This window comes from Phaeobacter gallaeciensis (assembly GCF_001678945.1).
Taxonomy (GTDB): domain Bacteria; phylum Pseudomonadota; class Alphaproteobacteria; order Rhodobacterales; family Rhodobacteraceae; genus Phycobacter; species Phycobacter gallaeciensis_A.
Genome location: NZ_CP015124.1, coordinates 3,015,020 through 3,039,577, shown reverse-complemented (window position 1 = coordinate 3,039,577; position 24,558 = coordinate 3,015,020). Strand labels below are relative to the sequence as shown.

At 64.2% G+C, this 24,558-nt stretch carries 23 protein-coding genes; 11 read left to right on the top strand and 12 right to left on the bottom strand.

What is annotated here, in order from left to right; genetic code table 11:
- The first annotated feature begins 154 nt into the window (after positions 1–154).
- Positions 155–697, top strand: a complete 543-nt coding sequence (locus tag JL2886_RS14435; RefSeq protein WP_133245353.1) for a hypothetical protein — start codon at positions 155–157, stop codon at positions 695–697.
- 149 nt (positions 698–846) lie between these two features.
- On the opposite strand, the gene JL2886_RS14430 is transcribed toward JL2886_RS14435, so the two are convergent.
- Both JL2886_RS14430 and JL2886_RS14425 read right to left on the bottom strand, forming a co-directional pair.
- Positions 847–1,557: a VIT1/CCC1 transporter family protein gene (locus JL2886_RS14430; protein ID WP_065272648.1), complete on the bottom strand. Its 711-nt coding sequence runs from the start codon at positions 1,555–1,557 to the stop codon at positions 847–849.
- A 111-nt stretch (positions 1,558–1,668) separates the two neighbouring features.
- Positions 1,669–2,964 (bottom strand): calcium-binding protein, encoded by a 1,296-nt coding sequence (locus tag JL2886_RS14425; RefSeq protein WP_065272647.1) that lies wholly within the window; start codon positions 2,962–2,964, stop codon positions 1,669–1,671.
- 175 nt (positions 2,965–3,139) lie between these two features.
- Between JL2886_RS14425 and JL2886_RS14420 the strand changes: the two genes are divergently transcribed.
- Positions 3,140–3,580, top strand: coding sequence for a group III truncated hemoglobin (locus tag JL2886_RS14420; RefSeq protein ID WP_237028379.1), 441 nt, complete (start codon positions 3,140–3,142; stop codon positions 3,578–3,580).
- A 9-nt stretch (positions 3,581–3,589) separates the two neighbouring features.
- Here JL2886_RS14420 and JL2886_RS14415 read toward each other — a convergent pair whose 3' ends face one another.
- From JL2886_RS14415 to JL2886_RS14405, 3 genes are read right to left on the bottom strand one after another with little or no spacing between them, the layout of a single operon-like run.
- Positions 3,590–4,615 carry a YcjF family protein gene (locus tag JL2886_RS14415; protein ID WP_065272646.1) on the bottom strand — a complete coding sequence of 342 codons (1,026 nt, stop codon included), beginning with the start codon at positions 4,613–4,615 and terminating at the stop codon, positions 3,590–3,592.
- A complete protein-coding gene (locus tag JL2886_RS14410) occupies positions 4,615–5,070 on the bottom strand; it encodes a GNAT family N-acetyltransferase (RefSeq protein WP_065272645.1) in 456 nt (151 codons plus the stop codon). Before JL2886_RS14410 ends, JL2886_RS14415 begins: the two co-directional genes overlap by 1 nt.
- Complete coding sequence (locus JL2886_RS14405; protein ID WP_065272644.1) at positions 5,067–6,485, bottom strand: YcjX family protein; 1,419 nt, start codon at positions 6,483–6,485, stop codon at positions 5,067–5,069. Before JL2886_RS14405 ends, JL2886_RS14410 begins: the two co-directional genes overlap by 4 nt.
- 176 nt (positions 6,486–6,661) lie before the next feature.
- Here JL2886_RS14405 and truA point away from each other — a divergent pair, with 176 nt between their 5' ends.
- Positions 6,662–7,441: a tRNA pseudouridine(38-40) synthase TruA gene (gene truA / locus JL2886_RS14400; protein WP_065272643.1), complete on the top strand. Its 780-nt coding sequence runs from the start codon at positions 6,662–6,664 to the stop codon at positions 7,439–7,441.
- A 325-nt stretch (positions 7,442–7,766) separates the two neighbouring features.
- On the opposite strand, the gene JL2886_RS14395 is transcribed toward truA, so the two are convergent.
- Positions 7,767–8,582 (bottom strand): thioesterase family protein, encoded by an 816-nt coding sequence (locus JL2886_RS14395; protein WP_065272642.1) that lies wholly within the window; start codon positions 8,580–8,582, stop codon positions 7,767–7,769.
- Positions 8,583–8,587: 5 nt separating this feature from the next.
- Positions 8,588–9,823 carry an acyl-CoA dehydrogenase family protein gene (locus tag JL2886_RS14390; protein ID WP_065272641.1) on the bottom strand — a complete coding sequence of 412 codons (1,236 nt, stop codon included), beginning with the start codon at positions 9,821–9,823 and terminating at the stop codon, positions 8,588–8,590.
- A 123-nt stretch (positions 9,824–9,946) separates the two neighbouring features.
- Here JL2886_RS14390 and JL2886_RS14385 point away from each other — a divergent pair, with 123 nt between their 5' ends.
- Positions 9,947–10,882 carry a 2-hydroxyacid dehydrogenase gene (locus tag JL2886_RS14385; protein WP_065272640.1) on the top strand — a complete coding sequence of 312 codons (936 nt, stop codon included), beginning with the start codon at positions 9,947–9,949 and terminating at the stop codon, positions 10,880–10,882.
- A 19-nt stretch (positions 10,883–10,901) separates the two neighbouring features.
- Here JL2886_RS14385 and JL2886_RS14380 read toward each other — a convergent pair whose 3' ends face one another.
- The 3 genes from JL2886_RS14380 to JL2886_RS14370 are packed head-to-tail and all read right to left on the bottom strand — an operon-like array spanning position 10,902 to position 13,462.
- Positions 10,902–11,402, bottom strand: a complete 501-nt coding sequence (locus tag JL2886_RS14380) for a flavin reductase family protein (protein WP_065273720.1) — start codon at positions 11,400–11,402, stop codon at positions 10,902–10,904.
- Between the two features lie 9 nt (positions 11,403–11,411).
- A complete protein-coding gene (locus tag JL2886_RS14375) occupies positions 11,412–12,647 on the bottom strand; it encodes a styrene monooxygenase/indole monooxygenase family protein (protein WP_065272639.1) in 1,236 nt (411 codons plus the stop codon).
- A gap of 38 nt (positions 12,648–12,685) precedes the next feature.
- Entirely contained in the window at positions 12,686–13,462 is a 777-nt protein-coding gene (locus JL2886_RS14370) for an SDR family oxidoreductase (protein ID WP_065272638.1), read from the bottom strand.
- A 182-nt stretch (positions 13,463–13,644) separates the two neighbouring features.
- Between JL2886_RS14370 and JL2886_RS14365 the strand changes: the two genes are divergently transcribed.
- From JL2886_RS14365 to JL2886_RS14335, 7 genes are all read left to right on the top strand, one after another.
- The gene (locus JL2886_RS14365; RefSeq protein WP_065272637.1) at positions 13,645–14,712 is read left to right on the top strand and encodes an AraC family transcriptional regulator; all 1,068 of its coding nucleotides are present in this window, start codon (positions 13,645–13,647) and stop codon (positions 14,710–14,712) included.
- 220 nt (positions 14,713–14,932) lie between these two features.
- Positions 14,933–15,994: a C4-dicarboxylate TRAP transporter substrate-binding protein gene (locus JL2886_RS14360; protein WP_065273719.1), complete on the top strand. Its 1,062-nt coding sequence runs from the start codon at positions 14,933–14,935 to the stop codon at positions 15,992–15,994.
- 121 nt (positions 15,995–16,115) lie between these two features.
- Positions 16,116–16,628 (top strand): TRAP transporter small permease, encoded by a 513-nt coding sequence (locus tag JL2886_RS14355; RefSeq protein WP_065272636.1) that lies wholly within the window; start codon positions 16,116–16,118, stop codon positions 16,626–16,628.
- Positions 16,628–17,968 (top strand): TRAP transporter large permease, encoded by a 1,341-nt coding sequence (locus tag JL2886_RS14350; protein ID WP_065272635.1) that lies wholly within the window; start codon positions 16,628–16,630, stop codon positions 17,966–17,968. Before JL2886_RS14355 ends, JL2886_RS14350 begins: the two co-directional genes overlap by 1 nt.
- 18 nt (positions 17,969–17,986) lie before the next feature.
- Positions 17,987–18,811 (top strand): IclR family transcriptional regulator, encoded by an 825-nt coding sequence (locus tag JL2886_RS14345; RefSeq protein ID WP_237028378.1) that lies wholly within the window; start codon positions 17,987–17,989, stop codon positions 18,809–18,811.
- 146 nt (positions 18,812–18,957) lie between these two features.
- Positions 18,958–19,404 (top strand): PaaI family thioesterase, encoded by a 447-nt coding sequence (locus JL2886_RS14340; protein ID WP_065272633.1) that lies wholly within the window; start codon positions 18,958–18,960, stop codon positions 19,402–19,404.
- Positions 19,405–19,453: 49 nt separating this feature from the next.
- Positions 19,454–20,950: a class I adenylate-forming enzyme family protein gene (locus tag JL2886_RS14335; RefSeq protein ID WP_065272632.1), complete on the top strand. Its 1,497-nt coding sequence runs from the start codon at positions 19,454–19,456 to the stop codon at positions 20,948–20,950.
- A 28-nt stretch (positions 20,951–20,978) separates the two neighbouring features.
- On the opposite strand, the gene JL2886_RS14330 is transcribed toward JL2886_RS14335, so the two are convergent.
- Positions 20,979–22,187, bottom strand: coding sequence for an efflux RND transporter periplasmic adaptor subunit (locus JL2886_RS14330; protein WP_065272631.1), 1,209 nt, complete (start codon positions 22,185–22,187; stop codon positions 20,979–20,981).
- Positions 22,188–22,194: 7 nt separating this feature from the next.
- The gene (locus tag JL2886_RS14325) at positions 22,195–24,558 is read right to left on the bottom strand and encodes an ABC transporter permease (RefSeq protein WP_065272630.1); all 2,364 of its coding nucleotides are present in this window, start codon (positions 24,556–24,558) and stop codon (positions 22,195–22,197) included.

Below are 24,558 nucleotides of genomic sequence, written 5' to 3'. Positions count from 1 at the left end.
TAGGGCGCTGCATCAGGAGGGTAAAGCACACAACGTCGCGACACCCTGCGCTGCTGTGCAACATTCTTGCGCGTCAACAGTTGCCGGGCACACCCATGCGCTGTATTTACGGAGGAATAATCAATTAAAAAAACACAACACAGGACACTTTTTAGTGAAAACCTACATTCTACCCACGTTGATTGCCGCCAGCGTCACGCTTTCGGCTTGCGACACAGCAGAATCCCCCAGCGAAACCTACGCCAGCAGGCTGCAAACCGCAGAACAGCTGCCTGTCTCAAAGAATATCTCGCTGACCGCGGCCGGGAAAAGGCTGCCATTGCAAACGGCGACACAGACCCGGATCAGCTTTGCGCAAAACGAGTTGAACGAAGCCAATCCCCCCATGACCCAAGCGGACTGTACACTGACCAGCTCCGCCTTTTCAGGCGCTCTGCGGGTTCCGGGCAAGGTGAACCTGCCCAGCTTTGGTCGCGCCACACCGCCGATGACGATCGCCTGCACAGATGGCAAAAAGACTGTCACTCAAACCATAGAGGTGACGAACCTCACCAAGCTCAAGGCCCAGGAAAATGCCGCCGCGCAGGTTCTTTGGGGTGGTGGTCTGCTGGGGGCGGCTGTGCTGGCCGGAATGTCCAGTGAACGCGACAAGTCTCTGGACCTCTACGGCTACCCTCCAAAAATCCAGGTCAAGTGATCCGCGCTGCGGATCCGTCAGAAGCACAGGTTCTGCGGCCCCCGTTGCGGGGCCTCAGCCCGCCAAAAAAATGGAATGTCAGGATAACCTGACAGGGTTTTAAACCGTTTCGCACGCGAAACAATTTGGGGCCGGTCAGGCGCCGTGCATCAAGCGTGGAACATCAGCCCCACACCATAGGCCATGGCCGCCGCCGCGCCGCCGATCACCAGCGTTTCCCCGCCCGAGCGCCACCAGGGCGCCAGCGACCAGCGGCTTTTGAGGGCGCCAATGGCAAAGAAACAGCCCATGGTCATCCAGGACGACACGGTAAAGGCATTGGAGAGGCCAAACAGAAACGGCAGCAGCGGCACCATGCCCGCCACCAGAAAGGCCACGAATGTGGCAATGGCGGCCTTCATCGGGTGCGGGTCGACCCCGGCAAGCCCGTATTCGCCCTCGATCATCAGATCGACCCAGGTTTCGCGGTTCTTGCAGATCTCGTCGGTGGCCTCGTCCAGCACGCGACCGCTCAAACCCTTGAGCCGCAGGATCTCTCGGACCTCCTCGCGCTCTCCATCCGGGTAGTGATCGATATGATGGTTCTCGACCTGGCGCAGTCGGCGGGCGTCGTCCAGTTCAGCCTTGGTGCCGGAATAGTTGCCTGCCGCCATGGAGAACCCATCGGCCAGCACATTGGCCAGCCCCAGCGCCACAATCACAAAGGGCGACAGCCCCGCGCCCGCCACCCCCGCCACGATGGCAAAGGTGGTGACGGATCCGTCGATGCCGCCATAAACCACATCGCGCAGCACCCCCCGCCCCGGCGGTGCGCCGATCCGGTCCTTGATCTCCTGCGGGCTGTGGCCGTGGTCTGTCATTGCGGGGTCTCCGGGCAGGGCATTTACGCTACCCTATCGCGCCGGATAAAGGGGCGCAGCCCTCAAAAAGAAGACCGCACCCCGTCGTTGTTCTGCCCTCAACAGCAGGGATCAGAAGATGAAATCGCTTTGGTCCAGCTGATCCGCCATGACGCCTTCGAGCAGGATCGAGGTATTGCCGAATTCGACCCGCGCGCCGCGCGCCGCATCGCTGATGCTGAGATCGGCAAAATCCATGCCCAGCGTATTGAGGCTGATCAGGTCGATCCCGTCCTCGAAATCGGTGATCCGGTCGCGCCCTTCGCGCATATCGGTATAGACGAACTCATCCCAGCCTGCGCCACCGGTCAGCACGTCGCGGCCATTGCCGCCGGTCAGGACATCATCGCCGCTGTGACCCTTCAGCATGTCGCGTCCGGCGCTGCCCTCCAGCATATCATCTCCGCGGTGGCCTTTCAGCATGTCATTGCCAGAGCCGCCGTTCAGATCATCGCCGCCACCGTGGCCCTTCAGGTGGTCATCCCCCTCATCACCGAACAACCGATCGCTGCCCTTGTTGCCGAAAAGATGATCGTCGCCACCGTCACCGCGCAGCACATCGTTCTGGCTACGTCCCCAGAGCCAGTCATCATCGGCGCCGCCATCGATCCGATCAGTGCCCTTGCCACCATAAATCCGATCATTGCCAAGGCCGCCGTCAAAGACATCGTCCCCCGCGCCCAGACGCACGGTTTCCGAAGCCCGCTGGAACTGGTCCTCAAGGATGTCGAGCGCCTGCGCCCGGTTGGTGCCTTCGATCTCACCCGCTGCCACGGGCAGCAGGCCGACATAGCCATCCTGCGATCCGTTGATCTCGCCGCCTGTCCCGGCGCCGAAGCCCGACCCCACATTTTGCCCGTGAATAACGATTTCCCGGTTTTCCATCGGCATCAGATCCGCCGCAGTATAGTCGTTGCCGCTGACCGGGCTGAAGAAGTTGCTGTCGTCACCCAGCTCATAACTCTGGATGAAATTCATCGTGCCGTCCGACCGGGTCATCGGCAGCACCCCATCGCCATCGGTCAGCGGCAGCAGGATGTCGCCATAGGCGGCCAGCCCTTCCAGCACCTCGACAAAACCGTCCTGATCCGCATCATCCGCAGTCACCGGCATGCGGGCATCCGAGGGGTTCCCTTCGTCATCAAAGGTGCCATGCACATGCTGGGCGTGGCGCACATCCGGGGTCAGCCCCGCCGCCGAGATCGAGATATTCAGATAGCGGGTACCGTCCTCTTCGGTATTGACCGACAGCAGCGCATCGCCGGTGACGCCCGAATTGTTCATCGCCCCCAGGTCTACCGACCAGAAGGCGTCGGCGCCGCGCAGGAACGTCTCGTAGGATGCATAGGATGAAGCCAGATGGGCCATAGGTATCTCTCCCTTTGTTTGAACCTCTGCCCACAGCCACGAAGCCCGCGCGCAAAAAGTTTCATGCCCGATACGATTTTTTTCTAAACGGCTTCGGTCGGCCTACATCAGCCCCCTTTTCCCGCGCCTCCGGCCCGGCTATTGCTGTCCTTCGAAACCAAAGTCAGGAGCTCCCGTGACCTCCCCCGATCTGCCCAGGCCCCCCGCGCAAGACGCCCCGCTGCGCCGCTTTGACATCAGCGGCGCCGAGATCGACGAGGTCGTGCGTGTTTTTTATGGCAAGATACGGCAGCACCCCGTGCTGGGGCCCGTGTTCGGCGCCCATGTGACCGACTGGCCGGAACACGAGGAAAAGATCGCCCGGTTCTGGCGCAACGCGATACTGCGCGAGAAGTGCTACAACGGCAATCCGATGCGGGTGCATGTCTCCCGCTCTGATATCAAGGCCGAGCATTTCCCACTCTGGCTTGACCTGTTTCACAGCGTTCTGAAGGCCGAACTGCCCACGCAGACCGCGCAAAGCTGGGGCGCGCTCGCCGACCGGATCGGCGAAGGCTTCAGAACCGGCGTAACCGCCATGCGCCAGCCCAAGGATGCGCCGCCCAAACTGTTCTGAGGTGCGCGTCTAGCGGTCTGCGTCCGCCTTTGCCTTGGATCGGGAGAACAGCCCGGACAGCGCCCGCTGCACGACCTTGCGGGTCGAAGGGCGGTGGCGCGGGGAAAACGGCATTGGGCGGCAGACCTCCATCGCGGCGATGCCGACCCGCGCCGACAGGGCACCGTTGACCACGCCTTCGCCGAACCGCCGTGACAGTTTCGACAGGACCGATCCGCCCAGCACGGATTCCAGCAGATCATCCCCCGCCGCAACCGCGCCGGTGGCCACCAGATGCGCCAGCACCGCCCGCGTCAGCCGCCAGGAGCCAAAGAGGCCCGAGCGTCCACCGTAGATTTCCGCCACCCGCCGGATCATCCGCACCGAGGCAACAAGCGCCGTCACCACATCGGCCAGCGCCAGTGGCACCAATGCCGTGACCGTCGCCACCTGCCGCGCGGCGCCTTCGACCTCTTGCAGGGCGCGCGCATCCAGCGGCGCCAGCAACTCGTCCTCGGCCAGCTGCATCAAGGCATCGGCATCCATCACCTCGGGAGTGCGTTCCGCCAGTCGCGCGCGATGCCAGGCCAGATCCGCACGATCTCCATAAAATCGCTCCAGCCGCGCCACATAGGCGCGCGCTGCCGTAGGATCCTCCACCGCCGGGATCGCGGCCTGTCGCAGATCGTCAACCCGCTTCAGCCGCGCCAGCGCCAGCCCTTCGCGCAGCAGCATCAGCGCCGCCAGCACCAGCGCCAGCAGCAAAGCGGCAGAGATCGCCCAGCCCAGAACCGGCACCCGTGCAATCAGCCCGGTGGCAAAGTCCCAGGCCGCAACGGACACCATCGCGCCGAGCAGTGCCAGAACCGTGCCCCAGAACCAGCGCGACAGCCGCGAGGGTGGCCGCGCCGCCAGCGCCGCAGCCCGCTGCATGGCAGCCGGAGGCGGCCCGCCCGGCACCTCCGGCCCAAGATCGGGAACCGGCGGCGCATCGCTGACAGCGGGGGCCGGTTTCTGGTCTTCCTCCAGATCAAAGACGACGGGTCCCTGGCTCATCACGCGGCCTCCTGTTTCGCGGCCCGCCAGGCATAGGAAATATCCGGCAGCCCTTCGTCGTTGCGCGCGCCATCGCTGCGCGCCGTCTCAGTAAACCCTTCGCGCAGGTAGAACCGCTGCGCCCCGGAATTGGCCTCAAAGGTCCAGAGGTGCAGATGCCCGCAGGCCCCCTTGGCTGCATCCAGAAGGCGTTTGCCTATGCCCTGCCCGCGCGCCTCGGGCGCCAGATAGAGGGCGCAGATTTCCGCGCCATCACGGGCCACAAACCCCAGCACCCGGGCGTCTTCCTCGGCCACGGTGACCCAGCCCCGGTCGATCATCACCCCGCAAAAGGAAATCGCCTCGGCCCCGGAATACAGCTCTGGCATCCAGGGCGTTTCTGCCGCAAACCGGTGCAGGATATCGCCAATCGTGCCCGCATCCGTCGGGCGCGCCGGGCGCAATTCAAGGCTCATAGACGATCTCCGATCAGGAATTCGGCGGCCCGGTCCAGCCGGATATGCGGCAGGCCATCCCCAGGTCTGAGGCTCAGGGGCGCAGGCGCAAAGGCCATGCTCTGATAGTCTCCCTCCAGCCAGCTCTCCGCCCCTTGCCGCGCCGGGGTCAGCAGCTTGCCCGGGTCCTCGGGCAAAGCGCCTGGGTAAAAGGCCGCTTGCCGTCCACCCTCCAGCAGTGTGCCGCGCACACAGGGCAGCTCCTGTCCCTGATGGGCGCGCATTTCCTCGGTCGTGGTCCGCAAAGAGGCCAGCGACAGGGCCGCCGTTTCCGCCCCGGCAAAGCGGGCGCGGTCCTGCGCCTCTCGGGTCAGCGCCTCGATGATCGCGGTCAGCTGCGGATGCTGGACGTGGTGCAAATGGTCCGCCTTGGTGGCGGCAAACAGGATCTTCTCCACCCTTTTGCCGCCCAGGATCCGGGTCAGGAACCGGTTGCGCCCAGGCCGGAAGGCGCCCAGGATATCCGCCATCGACTGGCGTAGATCCTCGACGGCGGGCGGGCCGGAATGGATCGCCCCCAGCGCATCGACCAGCACCACCTGACGGTCGATGCGGGAAAAGTGATCGCGAAAGAACGGTTTCACCACCCGCGCCTTATAGGCCTCGTAGCGGCGCGCCATTTCCCGCCGCAGGCTGCCACGCGGCGGGCTGCCCTCCCCGACGGCAAGCGGCGCAAAGGTCAGCACCGGTGAGCCTGCGAGATCACCCGGCAGCAGGAACCGGCCCGGCGTGCAGTCATAGAACCCGGCATTTCGCGCGGCGTTAAGGTATTCGGTGAAGGAGGCCGCCAGCGCCTGTGCCTGCCCCTCGTCATGGGCGGCATGCGCATCGGTGGCCCCTGCGGCCGCAAGGAACCCCTGCGCCTCTTCCCGCCCTGCGATCCGGGCCAGCACTTCGCCGGACCACTGATCAAAGCTCTTGTCCAGCAGCGCCAGATCCAGCAGCCATTCCCCCGGATAATCCACGATATCCAAATGTAGCACCCGGGGGCCCTGCAACCCGGCAAGCAGCCCCGAGGGCCGCACCTTCAGGCTGAGGCGCAGTTCGGAAACGGCGCGGGTGCTGTCCGGCCAATGCGGATCAGCCCCGGTGAGGGCGGCCAAATGGGATTCATAGTCGAACCGCGGCACGGTGTCGTCGGGCTGGGGTTGCAGATAGGCGGTCTCGATCCGCCCATCCCGCGCCGCCGATAGCTGCACCATGCGGCCCCGGTTCATCAGATTGGCCACCAAAGAGGTGATAAAGACGGTCTTGCCCGCCCGCGCCAGACCGGTGACGCCGAGCCTCAGGCTCGGTTCCAGAAAAGTCTCCGACAGGCTGCTGCCCAGGGCCTCGACCCGGCGGGCTGCGCTGTCGGCTAGGGATGTCAGTACCACGCGCCTGCCTTTGTCCTGTTCTGCTGCACTCTGCTCTGCTTGGTCGCTCCGGCGGCCGGGCCGCTGCCCCCAAGATAGGCAGGCTCCAGGCTGGATACCAGTGCCCGATGCAGCAGGCAAAGGCCCGTCGGGGCAAAGGACTTGCCTTGCGTCCCGCGCCACGCTACTGCCGCGCCATGCCGCGTTTTGCTCTCAAAGTCGAATATCATGGGGCGCCCTTTGCCGGCTGGCAAAGGCAGAAGGAACACCCCTCTGTGCAGGGGGCGATCGAGGCTGCGCTGGCGCGGCTGGAGCCTGGGGATCACACCATCGCCGCCGCCGGACGTACCGATGCCGGAGTGCACGGGCTGGGCCAGGTGGCGCATTGCGATCTGCAGAAAGACTGGGACCCCTTCCGCCTGTCAGAGGCGCTGAACTTCCACCTGAAGCCCAATCCGGTCGCCATCACCTCCTGCGCAAGGGTCGCCGATGACTGGCACGCGCGGTTCTCGGCGGTAGAGCGGCAATACCTCTTCCGCATCCTGATGCGCCGCGCCCCGGCCACCCATGAGGCAGGCCAGGTCTGGCAGGTGCCGCATGAACTTGATGCCGAGGCAATGCAGCAGGCCGCAGATCACCTGATCGGGCACCACGATTTCACCACCTTCCGCTCCACCATCTGCCAGGCCGCCAGCCCGGTTAAAACCCTGGACGAGCTGACGGTGGAACGGGTCGCGGGCTTCACCGGGCCGGAAATCCATTTCCACGTGCGCGCCCGCAGCTTTCTGCACAATCAGGTGCGCAGCTTTGTCGGCACGCTGGAGAGGGTCGGCGCAGGCAGCTGGTCCCCCGCCGACGTAAAGGCGGCGCTTGAGACCCGCGATCGCGCCGCCTGTGGCCCGGTCTGCCCCGGACATGGCCTTTATCTCGCCCGCGTCGGCTATCCCGATCCGGTCTTTGCCACAGACAGTCGATAGCACCCGTCCCAGAATGCAGGGGCGGGCTCCCGCGCCTTTTCCGTGCTTCGCAGATACCAGGCAAAGCCTTGGGCCGGGTGCCGCTGACGCGGCGCGGATCCCTCATGCAACCGCCGGGTCAAGGGCGGCCCTGCCGCCGCGCGGCACGCGCGGTTCACCCTTGAGGCGGCATTTCAAACTCACAATCGAAGGCGCGCGTTCAGGGCAGACCTGCCCCTGAACCGCTTCCCCAGCCCCCCTGCGCCGCGCCAGCGGCGCCACGCCCAACTGTGCGGAGCATTCGCAGAATGCTGCAAACAGGCGGGAGCCCTGCCCCGCCGCAACCTCAGGTGGGCGGGTGCAGCACCAGGGTCTGCAAGGCGGTCGCGACCGGCCCTTTGGTGTCCTGCAGGACCGATTGCGACATGCCGATGCCGGTGCCGTGCCAATGCGACACGGAATCGGAGGCCAGCCAGTCGCTTTCCGGGGCGCGGTGCACATGCAGGGTCAGGTCGGTGTTCATGAAGCCCATTTCGGCCGGACGCGCGTTCCAGGAGATACCATTGCCGCAATCGGCAAGCGCGCAAAGCGACTGGATCGGCGACTGCTCCTCTCCCTCCAGCAGCGTCGTCGTGCGCATCCACATCGCCTTGGGGCCAGGGCCAAAGCCCGCCCCCGGTGGGTAGGCAACATCCAGAAACTGCCCGAAATAGGGCCTGTCGTGCAGCCCGGCGCCGATGGTGAAATCGCCGGGCGTGGCCTCCTCCAGCCGCAGGGGCGTGACCGGCGCCGTCGGCACCTGTCCCAGATCCTTCTCGACCAGATGCATCGAAGAGGCCCGCACGCAGAGCGTCCCGTCGTCATCGTGGACAGTCACCGAAGTGGTTGCCAGCGTCCGGGTGTGGCGGGTGGTTTCCGCCGCCACCCAAAGCCCCGCCAGCGGCAGGGGGCGCAGGATATCGAGGGTGAGCCGGGTCAGCATCTTGCCCGGCCCCACCGCCTGCTCTGCCGCCCGCGCCACCAGCCCGGTGACCGGACCGGCGTGGCAATGATCCGGGGACCAGGGACCCCGGGCCGGGTCATTGCCGACAAAGGCGCCATCGGCGCGCTGGGAAAAGAACGGCGCCGCCGACAGGGCGTTCGACGACTGCGCCTTTGACATCAGCCTCAGACCTTTTCCTGCGTGTATTTCTTCAGCTCGGTCCGTGCCACCTGACGGCGGTGCACCGCATCCGGCCCGTCGGCAAAGCGCAGCGCCCGCTGCCAGGTCCAGCCCATGGCCAGCGGCGTGTCCTGAGAAATGCCCTGACCGCCGTGCATCTGCATCGCCTCGTCCAGCACCTTCAGCGCAACCCGGGGGGCAACCACCTTGATCTGCGAGATATGCGGCGCCGCGGCGCGTGCATCGCCCTGATCCATCATCCAGGCCGCCTTGAGGCACAGAAGCCGCGCCATCTCGATCTCCATGCGGCATTCTGCGATGATATCGTAGTTGGCCCCCAGCTGCGCCAGCTTCTTGCCAAAGGCTTCTTTCTCGAGAGAGCGGCGGCACATCAGCTCCAGCGCCGACTCGGCCTGACCAATCGAGCGCATGCAATGGTGGATACGGCCCGGCCCAAGACGCCCCTGGGCGATCTCGAAGCCGCGTCCTTCGCCGACCAGCAGGCTCTCGGCCGGAACGCGCACGTTGGTGAAGCGCAGGTGCATGTGGCCATGGGGTGCATCGTCGTGGCCAAAGACCTCCATCGGGCGCAGGATCTCGATGCCTGGCGCATCGGCAGGCACCACGATCATCGAATGGCGCCCGTGTTTGGGCAGATCGTCTCCGCCGGTTTTCACCATCACGATATAGACCTTGCAGCGCGGATCACCTGCCCCCGAGGCCCAGTATTTTTCACCGTTCAAGACATAGTCATCGCCATCGCGCACGCAGGACATGTCGATATTGGTGGCATCGGAAGATGCAACTTCCGGCTCGGTCATCAGATAGGCGGAGCGGATTTCCCCCTCCAGAAGCGGCGCCAGCCATTCCTTCTTCATCTTTTCGGTACCGTAGCGCTCGAAGACTTCCATATTGCCGGTATCGGGAGCTGAACAGTTGAACACTTCGGAGCCTAGCGGCGTCTTGCCCATTTCCTCGGCAAAATGCGCGTATTCCACGGTGGTGAGGCCAAAGCCACGGTCGCTGTCGGTCAGCCAGAAGTTCCACAGACCGGCAGCTTTCGCCTTGGCCTTCAGCCCTTCAAGGATCTCTGCCTGACGCTCTGTATAGGTCCAGCGGTCGCCCTTGCCGATCTCGGCCTGGTATTCGGCCTCCAGCGGCATGATCTCATCACGCACCATCGCTGCGACCCGATCCAGCAGCTTGCGGTTCTCTTCCCGCATCCCAAAATTCATATCCATGACCTTCCTCCCTGCGCCTTTCGCTTTGGCTGAAATCATGGCTTAGTCGCGCGAACGCTGTCCAGCACTGTGACGGAACGTAACAGGCAGACGGTACGGAAGTAACGGAAGGAAACAGAGCGAATGGCACTACTTATCAGCATCGGACATGGCGGCTGGTTCACCGAGGAAGAGCTGGCAGAAGAGCTGCGCGCGCTCAGCCCCGGCTCGGATATCCGCCCGGCGTCGAACCCCGGCAATCTGGATGAGATCACCATGCTGGCCGTGTCTTCGCTGAAAACCGACATCGCCGCACAGCTGCCCAACCTGCAACTGGTGCAGAAACTGGGCGCCGGGGTCGAAACCATCGTCAACCACCCCACCGTGGCACCGCATGTGCGCGTGGCGCGGCTGAAGCCGGAAGAACCCGCCCGCGAAATCGCGGAATACTGTCTCGCCTATATTTTGCGCGAACAGCGCAACCTGCTGCATCACGCGGCAGCGCAGGCCCGGGCCGAATGGGATTCGGTGGCCCCGAAACGCACCCATATGACAACGGTCGGCGTTCTTGGCCTTGGTCATATCGGCGGGCTGACCGCGCGACTGATGGCGAGCCTTGGCTTTCAGGTTCACGGCTGGAGCCGCTCCCCCAAGGAGATCGAAGGCATCACCTGTCACCATGGCGCGGAGGCGCTACCGCAGATGCTGGGGCAATGCGATTACGTCTGCGCCATCCTGCCCTCGACCACCGATACGCGCGGGCTGATGGATGCGGAGCTGCTGGCGGCGATGAAACCCGGCGCGGTGCTGATCAACGCCGGGCGCGGCGATCTGATTGATGAACCCGCCCTGATCGCAGCGCTGGATCGCGGCACGCCCGGTCATGCGGTGCTGGATGTCTTGTGCACGGAACCCCTGCCCCAAGATGATCCGCTGTGGCGCCACCCGCGTGTGACCATCACCCCGCATGTGTCGGGCTGGCATCTGGGGGATGCGCTGGGGGATGTGGTGGAGAACCTGCGCCGCCTTGGCACCGGTCAGGCGCTGCTGCACGAGGTGGACCGGGCGCGCGGTTACTGACGCGCCCGAAAACCAGTGTTCAAATCGGGGCCAGACATTGGAACCCCGACCGTTCATACAGCAGCGGCTCGCCATCGCCGTGGGCGATATCGGTGATCTCACCGATGAATACCGTATGGCTGCCCGCCTCGGTCGCTTCGCTCACCTCGCAGGAGAAACACAATAGCGCAGAGGCAAGGCGTGGCAGGCCGCGGGAGTCCTCCTGCCAATCGCCCTCGGCAAATTTCTCTTCGCCGGTGGCCCCGCCCTGCCCCGCGAATTGCAGTGCCAGCTGGTCGTCTGGTTTGGCCAGCAGGTTGACGTTGAACCGCCCGGTTTCCCGGATCGCGGCGCCAGTGCCGGTGGCGCGGTTGACGCAGACCAGAAGGCTGGGCGGCTCGGCCGAAACCGAACAGACGGCGGTGGCAGTGATGCCCCGGCGTTCCCGCCCTGCTTCGGGTCCCGACAAGGCGGTGATCACCGTCACCGCCCCCGGAAACCGCGCCATCGCCGAACGGAAGCTGGCTGGATCGACGCTCATGCCCATGCCTCAGGCCGCCTGCAATTGCGACAGATAGGCCTCTGCCGCCTGCGGATCGGCAAACCACGGGAAGAAGTCGCGCGGATCGTCGAACCCGTTGGTGATCCGGTTGGCCAGACGCGGCTCTGCGCAGGCGGTGCCCATGATGTTGAGCACATGCGGCGGCGGCGGCAGCAGCATCATGTTGGTCCAGTTCACCACCCATTGCGCATAGTCCCAATAGGCGTTGAAGGTGCCCTGCATCCAGGCCTCGTCAAAGGGCAGATCGTCCCGCGCTAGGATCCGGTCCATATAGACCTTGGCCGCCTTGGAGGCGTTGTTGGAGCCCTGCCCGGTGATCGGATCGTTGAGACAGACCGCATCGCCGATGCCCAGAACCTTGGCACCCGAGGGCAGCGTCGCCACCGGTTTGCGCACCGTCGGCGGAAAGCGACCAGCCAGGATGCCGTTGTCGTCGGTCAGCTCGATATTGGTGCACCGCTCTGCCTCCCAGGGCAGGAAGGTCGACAGGATTTCCTTGGATTTCGCCAGATGCTGTTCGGGGGATTTCACATCGCCCCAGCAATCCATCGGACCGCCCGGCACGCCTTCAAACACCATGATCTCGCAAGGGCCGGTTGTGGTCAGCGCCGGGAAGACAAAATACTCGCCAACGCCCGGGATCAGGTTGAAACAGACCGCCGAATGCTCGGGGCGCGGGGTCATGCCGGTGACATAAGTCAGCGCCAGTGCCCGCATCGGTTTGTCATAGGGGGATTTTTCCGCGTCGCGTTCAAACAGCCGACCCACGTCGCCCTTGCCCGAGGCGACCAGCACCAGATCGTCTTCACGCGCATAAAGCTCCAGATCGCTGATGCCGGCTTCCTTGATGACCAGCTGGCCGCCGAGGCGTTCGAATTCCTCAAGCCAGACCGGGATCTTGACCCGCTGGTCCACCGAATAGGCAAAGCGGTCCAGCCGCCCGGTCCAATCGATCGCCTTGGCGCCTGCCTCTTCGGGGTGCGGCACGGCAAAGGAAATGCCTTCGACCGGGGGGCACTGGTCCTCGGTCCAGAAATCAATACCGAGATCGCGCTCGTTCTGTACCGATTCGCCGAACATGCACTGGCTGGACATGACGCGGCCGGTCTTGATGTCTTCGGCGGTGCGGTTCTGCACGATGCGGACCTTGTAGCCCTGTTTCAACAGGCCAAGGCCCAGTTGCAGTCCGGACTGGCCGCCACCGATGATGGTGATTTTTCTCATGGTTGTTACTCCCTGTCGGTTTGTTTTTATGCGCAGGCTCAGGCCATCAGCTGGGCGATGGCTTCTTCGTCGCGTTCCGGCCCCATCGCGGTATAGCCCCCGTCGACGCGGATATCGGTGCCGGTGATGAAGCCCGCCTCGTCCGAGCAGAGGAACAGCACCGAATTGGCGACTTCCTCGGGGTTGCCGGTGCGCCCCAGAAGGTGGAACGGCTTGGCCACGCTGTCGGTTTTCTCCCGGTCGCCGCCGGTCAGCTCATCCATGATGTTGGACCATGTCCAGCCGGGGCTGACCGCGTTGACGCGAATGCCATCGGGCGCCAGATCCATCGCCTGATTGCGCGTCAGCTGCAGGATCGCGGCCTTGGACACCGGATAGAGCCAGCGACCCTTTTGCGCGACACGCGCCGAGATCGAGCCGAAATTGACGATGGCGCCGCGGTTCTTGGCCAGTTCTTCATGCGCGGCCTGCATCAGCATGACCGAGCCGACGATATTCACATCAAGGCTTTCCAGCCACTCCGCCCGGGTCGATTCCGCGCCGTTGTCGAGGTAGGAACAGGCCACGTTGACCAGAAAGTCGATGCGCCCGAATTCTTTCTTGGTGGCCGCGACCAGCGCCGCGATGTCATCATCCTCGCGCAGGTTGGTCTTGCAAAAGGCGATGCCATCCGCGACCAGCGCCTGACCTGCCTCTTCATTGATGTCGGCGATCATTACCTTTGTGCCCGCGGCGCGGAACGCCTGTGCGATGGCTGCGCCGATCTTGGTGGCGCCGCCTGGAATGATGGCAACCTTGCCGTCCAGTCCCTTCATCTGTCATATCCCTGTCGTGCTGTTGTGGTTCTTGTGCAGTTGTGAAAGACAGGTTTCCCGCCGCATCGGTCTCCGGCTATCCGATAGGCGCAGCCATTATCCAAAAAACGAAGAAATCTGCGTCGCCCTAGGTGGAATGACGGAAACCGTGCTATGCAGGGGCAGGTTCAACAGGACGACAGATGCCAGGCCCGCAGGAGACATTCCGGGAACCGGCAGTACCGCTTGCGCGGTTTGCGCGGTTCCGCACCCACGATCTGGACGAGGCCCGGGAGGCCGTCGGCCGCATTTTCTGTCCGCATCAGCTCAATACCATTGGCAAGGCGCCATTCCAGGCGCGGCACCACCATGTCCCCGGGGAACGTGTGTCGCTGAACTATATCGAATATGGCGCCAAGACGCAGATCGTACCGGGATGTCTGGATCAGTTCTATCTGGTGCAGATCCCGGTCAGCGGCAGCGCCGCCATCGTCAACGGCGCTGATCGCTATACCAGCGATGCGGGGCGAGCGGCGGTGCTGAACCCGCACCGGGAAACCACGATGATCTGGGAGGAAGGCTGCAAGCAGCTGCTGTTGCAGATCAGCCGACGGGCGCTGACCGCCCACGCCAATGCCAATCTCGGCCTCACCACCGATCAACCCATCGCATTCGAAGGGGCGCTGGATCTGACCAGCGCCGCCGGGACCCGGCTGCTGCGCTTGGTGCATCTGCTGGTGGCGGATGCGGAACAGGCGCGGGATCCTGCCCTGTCCCCCAGCGCCCCATTCCCTGCCCCGTCCGCCGTTTCGGCAAATCCCAGCCCGCTGCTGACGCATTACATGGAAAACACGGTGATGACCGGCCTGCTGGAGGCGCATCGGCACAACTATTCCGGCCAGCTGCGGCGGGTGACCTCCTCGGTCATTCCCGGCCATGTGCGCCGGGCGCAGGCCTATATGCTGGCCAACCTCGACCGGCCGCTGGATATCGACGAGATCGCCGCCTATGCCGGGGTCAGCGCGCGCAACCTGCAACTGGGGTTCAAACGCTTCCTGTCGATGGCGCCCATGGCCTATCTGCGTGACATCCGTCTGCAGCGGGCACACGAGGATCTGCTGCAGGGGCGGCGAGAGGCCAGCGTCACCGAAGTGGCCGAACGCTGGGGCATGACCCATCTCGGGCGGTTCTCACAATACTACAAGACACGCTATGGGTGTACCCCACAGGAAACGCTGAAGAACGCCCGCGCCCGCGACTTTCTCGGCTGAATTTCCACCCCTTTCCCGTTTTCCATTGGATTTCTGCAGGTTTGAGGCTGAAGCCCTCCGCCTGCACCGTCAGTGCTGCGATGCAGCAACTGACCTTGCGTCAGCCACCTGCGCCAATCGACACAAGAATCCTGTTGCCTTTCTCCCCATGATCAGCCAAGAATTTCTCTATATCGGAACTTAATTCTACATAGTGGAATATCTCTGGGAGGAGACCGTCATGAATACCCCGTTTAAATCACGCCTGAAATCCGCCCTGCTGCCCGCTGCGCTGATGGCCTTTGCCGGCGTTGCTTCGGCGCAGACCACCCTGATCCACGGCGAGGCCGGCCCGAATCGCGGCGCCCGTGCCGCCGCGCTGCAATGGTTCGCCGATACCGTTGGCGAGACCTCGGGCGGCGATCTGAAGGTGGACGTGCAATGGGGCGGCGCCCTGTTCAAGGCCAATGCCGCCGTGCAATCCATCGGTGACGGCGTTGCCGACCTCGGCACCGTGATCGCGGTCTACTACCCGCAGGAAATGCAGTCCTATGGCATCGCGGATCTGCCGCTCGACAACCCCGACGCCTGGGTCGGCATGCGCGCCACGGATGAGCTGATGCGCTCTTCCCCGGTGATTGCCGAGGATCTGGCCAAGAAGAACCTCGTTTACATCGGCACCTTCACCACCTCAGCCGTGCACATCGGCTGCACCGGCGATGCGATCCGTTCGGTCGAAGACATCAAGGACCGCAAGATCCGCGGCACCGGCGCCTACGGCAAAGTCTTTGGCGAGCTGGGCGGCAACATGGTCAACATGAGCATCTACAAGGCCTACCAGGGTCTGGACACCGGTCTGCTGGAATGCTCGCAAGGTTATTCCTACGCTGTCACCGCCCTGAAACAGCAGGAAGTCATGGACAATTACACCCTGCTGAACTGGGGTCAGGTCGGCGGTCTTGGCATCCTGATGAACAAGGACGTCTTTGACAGCCTTTCCGAAGACCAGCAGCAGGTCCTGCTGGATGCCGGTCGCGGCATGGCGGATGAATTCGGTCGTCTGATCACCACCGCGAACGATGCTGCCATCGAAACCATGAAGGAAAAGGGTATCGAGGTCTTCACCCTGCCCGAGGAAGAGCGTGCCAAGCTGGTCGCCGCCGGTACCAAGCACATTGACGCCTGGGTTGAGCAGATGAACGCATCCGGCATGGACGGTGCGGCCCTCCTGGAGGAATACCGCGGCCTGATCGCCAAATACACCGAAGAGCGTGACAGCAAGGGTTATCCCTGGACCCGCTAAACCGTAGGTCCCGCCTCCTCATGACTGGTTGCAACACCACACCGGGACCAACGACTGCGGGGGCGGGCCTCTTGCCGCCCCCGCTTTTTCTCCTGCAATGCCTGACCCACACGAGGCTCTGATGCTGAAAGCACTGGAAACTTTCCTGCTGAACCTTGCGGTGGCAGCCGTCATCGCCCTGGGGCTGATGATCACCGCCAGCGTATTTTCGCGGGCCATCTTCAACGTGGCCCTGCCCGACACGATCGTCATCGTGCGCGAACTGATGGTCGCCGCCATCGTGCTGCCGCTGGCCGCTGCCACCCTGTCGCGCAGCCACGTAGCGGTCGAATTCCTCGCCAACCGCCTACCGCCCCGGGCACAGGCCTGGCTGGCGGTCTTCGGCTCGATCGTAGGTCTCTTTGCCCTAATGCCGCTGATCTATGCCGGCGGGCGCGAATTTGCCCATAACTTTACCTCGGGCGGGTTTTTCTACGGCGATCTGGAACTGCCGAAATGGCCCGGCCGCCTGATTTTCCTGATCGGGATTTCCCTGTGCTGGCTCCGCCTTCTGGTGCTGGTCGTGCAGGACATCCGCGCCATCCGCGCGGGCGATTACAGCTTTGCCGACACACATGCCGAGGGACTGGACTGATGGACGCCTCTACGATTGGGCTGATTGCCTTTGCCGCCGTTCTGATCCTGCTGGCGCTGCGGGTGCCGATCAGCTTCACCCTTGCCGCTGTGGCGGCGGTTGGCACCTTCTGCATCTTCGCCTTCCGTACCGGCACCTTCATGCCGGAACGCGCCATCCGGGCGACCACCTCGATGGTGTTCTCAAACTCCTTCGACCTTATTCACTCCTACGATCTGTCGATGATACCGTTGTTCATCGCGCTGGGGCATATCGCCTATAAGGCCGATATCACCACGCGGATTTACCACGCAGCGCGGGTCTGGCTATCGGCGGTACCCGGCGGCGTTGCCATGGCCTCGGTCATGGGCTGCGGCGGCTTTTCCGCGATCACCGGATCCTCGATTGCCTGCGCTTCGACCATGGGCCGGATCTGCACGCCGGAAATGCTGCGCATGGGCTATGACAACCGCCTGGCCACCGCATCGGTCGCAGCGGGCGGCACCCTGGGATCCCTGATCCCGCCCAGCGTTCTGTTCATCATCTACGGCATCTTCACCGAAACCTCGATCAACCGGCTGTTCGTCGCTGGCATCCTGCCCGGTCTTCTGACCCTCGCCGGGTTCGTTCTGGTGATCTTTATCTGGGTCAAACGCGACCCGGCGGCCGCCCCGGTGGACACGGCCGAGATTTCCTACGCCGACCGGTTCCGCGCCGCGGCACTGGCCTGGCCTGCCTTCGTGCTGTTCATCGTCATCATCGGCGGCATCTACGGCGGCATCTTCACCGCGACCGAGGCAGCGGCTGTCTGTCTCAGCCTTGCAGTGCTGATTGGTGTGCTGCAGCGCAAGCTGACCCTGACCTCGATCTGGGAAGCCTTCCGCGAGACCTGCCTGCAGACCGCGTCGATCTTCTTCATCGCCGCTGGGGCCAAGATCTTTGTCGCCTTCGTGGCGCTGACTGGCGTCGCCCCCGCGATTGTCGATGTGGTGACCCAGGCCGAGCTGTCGGTGTTCTGGCTGCTGCTGTCGATTGCGCTGATCTACCTTTTGCTGGGCATGTTCCTCGATCCCATCGGGATCATGGTTCTGACCCTGCCGCTGGTGGTGCCGTTGGTGGAAACCTATGGGATGGACCTGATCTGGTTCGGCGTCGTGATCATCAAGCTGTTGGAAATCGGCCTGATCACCCCGCCGGTGGGTCTCAACGTCTTTGTCATCGCCAATGTGGTGGGCAAGGACGCGCCGATCGACCGGATCTTTGCCGGAATCGCACGGTTTCTGTCCGTCGACGTCATTGTCCTGATCCTTCTGATGGCCTTTCCCGCGATTTCGTTGCTTCTACCGAACTCGATGATGTAATCCGGTCTGAAGCAAAACATGACGGGATTGACACATATGGCCAAGGAAGCTCCGACGGATCGCCGGTTTGCAACCACCCTGGCGCGCGGGATGAGTGTTCTGCGCGCCTTCAGGCCCAGCGATGACGGGCTCAGCAATCAGGAACTGTCCGAGCGCACCGGCCTGCCGAAATCCACCGTGTCGCGGCTGACTTTCACCCTGCAGGCGCTTGGCTACCTGTCGCATGGGCACCGGCATGACCGGTATCGCCCCGGCCCTGCCCTGCTGGCCCTTGGCAATGTAGCGGCGGCTTCGGTGTCCTTTGTGGACACGGCCACCGACATCATGCAGCCGCTGGCGGATGAAACCGGCACCCTGGTTCTGATCGGGGTGCGGGACGATCAGAAGATCCTGCTGACCAAGACCTGGCGCCCGCATCAGGCGTCATCGATCTGGCTGGAGGTCGGTCACCGTATCCCGCTGACGCATTCCTCCTCGGGGCAGGCGCAGCTCGCGGCCCAGTCGGATCGTGAATTCGCCAGCTACGTCGACACCTATGGCGAAATGGTCGAGGATTCCGACGTCACCGTAGCCAGCCTGCGCGAGGATGCCTATTCGCAGCTGGTCGCCCGGGGCTTCGTGATCGCCGGGCACGGGCTACGCTATGCCAGTACGGTCAACGCGGTTTCCGTTCCCTTCCGCAGCCATGAATTCGACGAGCCCGTGGTCTTTACCTGCGGCGCCACCCCCGAGATGCTGACAGTCGAGCGGATGGAGAACGAAGTGGGACCGAAACTGCAGGCCGCCGTGCGTACGCTAGAGCGAATGACAGGCAAAAGTCCGGCGCTTGTCCAACGCGGATAATTCCGCATATCGGAATTGTATTTTATTTATTGAAATGATCGACGGCCCTGCTAAGGTGCCGCAAAATCGGCTGCGCGCGCCCGTGTTGTGCCCGCATCATGCCCGCGACCGGCGCAGTCCAGCCCCCGCAGACCAAGGAGCCTTCAATGTCCACTGACGACCTGATCATCCATTCCGAAACCGGCCCGCAGCGCCTGATCGGCTATGTTCTGGACGTCAGCAACAGCGCAGGTGATGGCGGCGCGCGCTGCTGGCTGGACCTCAACGAAACGCACCTGAACCGCCACGGGGTTCTGCACGGCGGCATCGCCACCACGCTGCTGGACAGCGCCAGCGGCGCCACCGGCTCAATGAGCGTCGATCCCACGGGACGCGCGCCGTTTCTGACCATCTCCCTGACCACCCAGTTCATCGCCCCCGCCTATGCCGGACGGGTTACCGCAACCGGGCAGATCACCGGCGGCGGGCGCAGCACCCTGTTCATTTCCGGGCGGCTGGAGGCCGAGGACGGCACCCTGGTCGCCACCTCGAACGGGGTATTTCGCCGGGTTCCCACCGACCGGCTGAACAGCGGCTCTGCTGCCAAAGACTGACCCGCGTGCACCACTCCTGAACACTCACCACTGATCCCGGACCCAGCTCATGACCGATTATACCCGCATCCACGAAACCGTTGAGCATTGGGCCGTGACCTCTCCCGAGGCGCTGGCTCTCATTGATTTCGACGGGCGCCCGCTGAGCTATGCTGAATTGCAGCAGGCCAGCAAGGACGCCGAGGCGGATCTGCGCACCGAAGGCGTGGCGCCAGGGGACCGGGTTTTGATCGTGTCGGAAAACGCGGCGGCGACTGTGGCTTTCCTGTTTGCCTGCAGCCGGATCGGCGCCTGGGCGGTGCCGGTCAATGCAAGGATGAGCGCGGATGAAATCACCCGCGTCACCGCCCATGCCACCCCGCGCGTGATCGTCCTGACCACCGCTTCGTCAAAGGACGCCGCCGCCCATGCGCTCCGGCTGGAGGCACAAAGCCGTTATGGACTTTATGGTCAGGTGGCCATTGCCGTGGCTGGTCCCAGCGCGCCGGAACCGGTTCAGGACGGGCCGGAGCAGATCGCGGTCATGCTCTATACCACCGGCACCACCGGCGACCCCAAGGGCGTGATGCTCAGCCACGCGAACCTGCTGTTTGCCGGGCAGGCCTCGGCCAATCTGCGCGGGATCAAGCCCGGCGATCAGGTCTATGGCGGACTGCCGGTCACCCATGTCTTTGGTCTGGCCTCGATGATCGTCGCCTCGGCCCGCGCCGGGGCTGCAGTGCGGCTGCAGGCCCGCTTCACGCCCGCCGCCCTTTATGAGGCGCTGCAGGATGGCGTCACCGTGCTGCCCGCCGTGCCCCAGATGCACGCGCTGCTGATGCAATACGCCCGCGAGCAGGGCGTCAGCAAACTCGAAGGCAGCAAGCTGCGCTATGTCTCCTCCGGGGCGGCGCCGCTGGATCCAGCCTGGAAACGCAACGCCGAGGCCTTTTACGGTCTGGCGCTGCAGAACGGTTATGGCATGACCGAATGCACCGCCGGCTTGTCGGCCACCACCAATCTGATCGGCGATCCCGACACCAGCGTCGGCACCGCCCTGCCCGGTACCGAGGCCCGCATCAAGGACGGCGCCGAAACCGGCGAGATCGAGGCCCGTGGCCCGCATGTCATGGTCGGCTATTACCGCAACCCCGAGGCCACCCGCGCCACCATCGACGCGGATGGCTGGCTCAGCACAGGTGACATCGGCCGGTTCGATGAACAGGGCCGGTTGCATATCGTCGGGCGCAGCAAGGAAATCATCATCCGCTCAGGCTTCAACGTCTACCCGCAAGAGGTCGAGGCAGCCCTGAACGATCACCCCGCCGTGGTACAAAGCGCAGTGGTGGGCCGCGCGGCGGATGGCAATGAAGAAGTGCTGGCCTTTGTGCAGGTGGCCGATCTTGCTGCCACCGACGAAGCCACGCTGAAGGCACATGTGGCCGAGCGGCTGTCGGGCTACAAACGCCCCTCGCGGGTGGTACTGACACTGCAACTGCCTGCTGCCCCGACGGGCAAGATCCTGAAGCACAAGTTGATCGAAACCTTCGCAGCGGATCTGAACTGAGCCGCCACTGCGGTCAGCCCAGCATGGTTCAACTCTGATCCGGGCGCGGCGCGATTGCGCTGCCGTCCGAGATCAGGTCCGAAGGGTGCAGGATGACCTGATCACCGGGGGAGAGCCCCTCCAACACCTCAGCGCTGCGGTCGTTGCGGCGGCCCAGCGTCACCGCTTTGCGCCGGGCGATGCCCGCCTCATTGACAAAGACCGCCCAGCCTGCACCCTGACGGAACACCGCGCTCAGCGGCACCGACAGGACATCCGTGCCTTCCCATTCGACGATGCGCAGGAAGACGGCATAGCCATCGCCCATGCCCGCGTAGTCGTCGGGCGCAGAGGTCAGGTCGAGGATCACATCGACCCGCTGTTCCTCGATCCCGAGGGCGGAGACCTTGGTATAGGCTGCCGGTTCGATGCGCCGCACCCGCGCTTCCAGCAGCGCATCGCGGCCCCAGCGTTCCACGATGGCCCGGTCGCCTTCCTTCAGCCGCACAGCATCGGTGGACAGAAGATCGGCAACGATCTCCAGATCCTCGGGGTCCCCGATGGAGATCAGCCGGGTTCCGGCCAGCACGGTCTGTTCGCTCAGCACATCGACGGTCAGCACCTGCCCCGACATCGGCGCGGTCACGGTCAGGCAGCAGGTCTGCCCCGCCTCGGCAGCGCCGGGTTCGATCAGCGCGGCGCGGGCGCGATCCAGCGTGCCCTTGGCCATTTCCAGCGCCGACACTGCCGCCGTCATCGCCGCCCGGTCAATGTGCAACTTCTGTTCGATCTCCTCCAGCCGGGTGCGGGAGACCACGCCGCGCTGCACCAGCGTATCGGCGCGGCGGAATTCGCTTTCCGACAGGGTCAATGTTTCCGAGGCCTGGCGCATCTTGCTGCGCGCCACCGCCAGTCCTGCCTCGGCCTCGCGCACGGCGGCCTCGGCCTCGGCCTGGCTGCGTGCATCGAGCAGATTTGCGGCGGCGGGCGTCAGCACAGCCACCACGGTTTCCCCGGCCACGACACTATCGCCCACCCGCACCGGCGCGCGCTGCGCGGTGCCGGTGATCGGCGCCGCGACATCGTAGATTTCGCGGATGCGGGTCTTGCCATCGGCATTGACCGTCACCTGCAAAGGCCCGGTGCCGATCTGGTGCAGATCCACCGCCACAGGATCGGTCCGCATGGCGACAAAGGCCAAGGTTCCGGCAACCAGCGCCACCCCTGCGGCCATGACAACGGTTCGTGTTCTCAGCATCGTCTTTCTACTCCCGCGTTTTCATGACCTGGACCAGATCCAGCCGGTCCAGACGCCGCCGCACCAGCAGCACCGACACCAGCGCCGCCCCCAGCACCACAAGGCTGGCCGTGGCAAAGCCCGCCGGTTTCAGGACCAGTGGAATCGAATAGAGGTCACTGGACGACCCATGTGCCAGCAGCGCCGCAATCCCCGCGCCCAGAAGCCATCCGACCGGCTGGGCCAGCAGCGCCAGCAGCATGGTCTCCCCCACCAGAATGAAAGAAACCTCGGCCCGGGTGAAGCCCAGGATGCGCAGGCTGGCCAATTCGCGGGCGCGTTCGGACATCTGGATGCGGGCGCCGTTATAGGCCACCCCGACCGTGATCAGCACCGCGATCACGCCATAGACCGTGGTCATCACGATGACATTCTCGCGGATGGTTTCGCGGAACGACTGGCGGATCTCGCTCATCATGCTGAGCCCGCTGAGCGAGGGCGTTTCCTTCAGCAGCGCGTGCAGCTCTGGCACCGCGTTCTGATCCAGCCGCAAATGCGCCACGGTGATGCGCGGCGCCTGTCGCAGCAGCGCGCTGAGGCTGTCGAGGTCCATATAGGCGCCGATGCCGAAATACTGTGTCACCTTACCCGAGACCCGCACCATGTGCGTTTCGTTGCGCCCGCCCTTGAACTCGACCTCGATCACATCGCCCGCGCGCGCCTCCAGCTGCCCGGCCAACCGTTCGGACAGCAGGATGCCACCTGCAGGCGGCTCCACCACCCGGCCGTCGCCGTCCAGAATGCGGGCCAAGTCGGCGCCGGGGCGGCGGGCCTCGATCGAGATATCCTTGCTGAGATGACCATGGCGCAGCACCGCCGCCTGATAGAACTGCCCCTCGGCCTGCAGCACGCCGGGCAGGTTCGCCACCTCGGGCAGGGCCGTTTCCGGGATCTCGGGCGTAAAGATCAGCGCCGCATCCTGCCGGTTCGCTTGATAGAAAGAGGTCTCCATGATCTCGTCCAGCGCGTCCTGGAAAAAGCCCGAGGCCACCAGCACCGACACCGCCAGCGACAGCCCCAGAATGCTGAGCCCCGAGCGCACCGGCCAGCGCACCAGACTGCGCAGGATCATCATCACCGCCTGCGAGGGACGCAGCCGGGTCAGCATCCGGTCCAGGAGGTTGCGTTTGAACCGGGGCGGCGCGGGCGGCGACATCGCCACCGCGGGCGCCATACGGGCCACATGCAGCGCGCTTTGCGCCGCGCCAAGACCCGCGGTCAGCAGCGCCAGCACCCCGGACAGCGCATAGGCATCAAGCCGCGTGTGGAAGATCAGATAGGGAAATTCGAAGAACTGCGCGTAGATCTGCGCCAGCGACCGCGACAGCCAGGTGCCCGCAGCCCAGCCAATGAGCACCCCAAGGCAGGCGATCAGACCAGCCAGCAGCAGATAATGCAGGCAGACCTCATAGTTGGAATAGCCCAGCGCCTTCAGAAGGCCGATCTCACTGCGCTCCAGCAGCACGATCCGCCCCACCACCATATTCACCAGAAAGGCGGTGATCCCAAAGAAGATCGGCGGCAGGATCAGCGCGGTATTGCGCAGCTCGCTCAGCTCGGCGTCGATGAACTGATCCGACAGTTGCAGATCGCGGCCATGCGCGCCAAGCCCGCCATAGGGCGCCAGAATATCGTCGATCCGGTCGATCACCTCATCCTGCCGGGCGGCGGGGTTGAGCTTGACCGACAGGCTGTTGAAGGCGCCCTTCATATCAAACGCCGCTTCGGCCACCCGTTCCGGCAGCCAGATAATGCCAAAGGTTTCATTGTCCGGCAGCAGCGCACCCGGCCCCAGAGTATAGATGAATTCCGGCGACAGCACCGTGCCAGTCACCCGCAGGTCGCGCCGCTGGCCGTTCAGGTTGGCACTGAACCGGTCGCCGGGGCGCAGCCCGTTGGCGCGGGCAAAAGGATCATTGATCGCCACCTCGTCCGAGGCATCCGCATCCGGCAGGCGCCCGCTCCGCAGGAGTGGCACGTTCAGCAACGGCCCGCCGTTGCCGGGCAGCGACAGCACCAGCCCCGTCACCGTCTCGACCTTCTCCGGCAGATCGAGGATGGCGTAGTGTTCGACCCGCGCCTCGGCAGCGCGCACACCGTCGATGGCCTGCACCCGTCCCATCTCGTGATCCGGCACCCGCGTTGCGCGGGCAAAGACATCGGCGAAGCGGTTTCGCTCGTAATAGGCGGCGCGGGTGTCATCCAGAGCCCGCTCCATGCCAAAGGCCATCAGCAGGATTGAAACCCCGCAGGCCAGCACCAGTGCAATGGCCAGCGCCTGCGCCCAAAGACGGCGGAAACTGCGCAAGAGTTTGAGATCCAGCGCCTGCAT